Source organism: Aquiflexum sp. (assembly GCF_977115555.1).
Window position 1 is genome coordinate 1 of sequence record NZ_CDSBKL010000583.1, and the last position, 1931, is coordinate 1931.

The following is a 1931-nucleotide window of genomic DNA, read 5'->3' on the forward strand; positions in this document are numbered from 1 at the left end:
GGGCTCCGTAAATCTGATGAATCGCTGCCTATCGGGGTATATGCAGGATGTAGTCCAAATACATATCTTTGGCATAACCTTTCCTCTCATAAAGAATTATTAGATTCTTATGGGGATTTTTTGGTCAATTCTCTCAATGAAAAAGATTACTTAGCTACACGCACATCCTACCATTTAAACCTGACAGGGCCTGCTGTAAGTGTTCATTCGGGTTGCTCTACAGCATTGTTAGCAGTTTCTGAGGCGGCTGAAGCCATTAGGCAAGGTAAATGCCAAATAGCAATAGCCGGGGCTTCAAGTATCAAATCCCCAGCTAAAAGCGGACATTTGTTTGATGATGGATCAGTAAATAGCAAAGATGGTCATGTCTTATCATTTGATGCTGCTGCCTCGGGTACTGTTTTCAGTGATGGAGTAGGTGCGGTTCTTTTAAAAGATTATGCATCAGCCTTGGAAGATGGTGATACCATTTATGCCTTGGTCAAAGGTGTGGGAGTAAACAATGACGGAGGGGAAAAAGGAAGCTTTTCTGCCCCAAGTGCTTCAGGTCAGGCAGGCGCGATAGCTGCTGCTATAGAGGATGCTGGAATTGAGGTAGAGCAAATCGGATATGTGGAAGCTCATGCGACAGCCACGCCTATTGGAGACCCTATCGAAATCGAAGGATTGAAGCTAGCCTTTGAATCAACTGACAAAACACATTATTGTGCCTTAGGAAGTGTTAAAAGCAATATTGGTCATCTCAATGCCGCCGCTGGGATTGCCGGCTTGTTTAGAGCGATTTTTACTATTCAGAAAAGGCAGTTTTTTCCTCAGGTTAATTTCAATCAGCTCAATCCGAGAATTCAGTTGGAAAATTCACCTTTTTATATGCCTCAAGCTAACCAAAATTGGGATGAGGAAGGGAAAAGATATGCCGGCATAAGTTCATTTGGAGTGGGAGGTACCAATGTCCACTTGATCATAGAAGAGTTTACACCGATAGAAGAAAAAGTTGTTGAGCCTTCAATGGAGATGGTATATTTGGTTCCCTGGTCGGCAAAATCATCAGAAAGTCTTTCTAGGTATTCCATTGATCTTAATGACTATATTTCTTTTAGGGGCGAGATATCCCTTAATTCTCTCCAATCGACTTTAATCCATTACCGTCAGGCTTATGCCTATCGTGGCTTTGTAGTTGGAAGAAATGTCACTGATTTGGGCCAAAAACTAACCGGGTTTCAACCTAAGGAAAAAGTAACCCTCCAGAATCATGAAATGGCATTTTTGTTTCCCGGACAGGGTGCTCAATACCTATACATGGGTCGGGAATTGTACGGGACTTTGCCGGTCTTCCGACAAGCCTTAGATGCTTGTCATCTAATCTTGGAAGCCGAATCGGGATTATCCATTCTGGATATTTTGTTTCCTTCATTCAATGATGAGGCTGCAGAAAACGAGTTGAGAAATACCCAAAATACACAACCTGTCATTTTTGCTATTGAATATGCGCTTGCCAAAACCTGGATGTCGTTGGGTATCCAGCCAGTGATTTTGTGTGGCCATAGCATTGGTGAATTTGTCGCTGCTCATTTTGCAGGAATTATGGAACTGGAACAAGCGCTTAAACTCGTGGCATTGAGAGGTCGTCTTATTTCAAATCTTCCCAAAGGTAAAATGCTTTCTGTCCGTGCATCAGAGGAAGAAGTTAGGTTTTTACTTCCATCAGAACTTGATATAGCCGGAATCAATGCTGCTAATCAATGTGTGGTATCAGGAGAAGAAAAAGATATTTTGGCTTTTTCAGAACTTCTTGAGACAAAAGACATTGCGTCCAAAGTCCTTAAGACCAGCCATGCTTTCCATTCATTCATGATGGATCCCATATTAGAGGAATTTGAAGATATCGTTGCTTCCATCGACTTTCAAAAACCTAGGACTCCTATGATATC

1 protein-coding gene is annotated in these 1931 nt (G+C 42.1%); it reads left to right on the forward strand.

Annotated elements, in window-relative coordinates:
• On the forward strand, positions 1 to 1931 hold a 1931-nt coding region (locus ACZFYI_RS19800), incomplete at both ends, for a type I polyketide synthase (protein WP_462525845.1).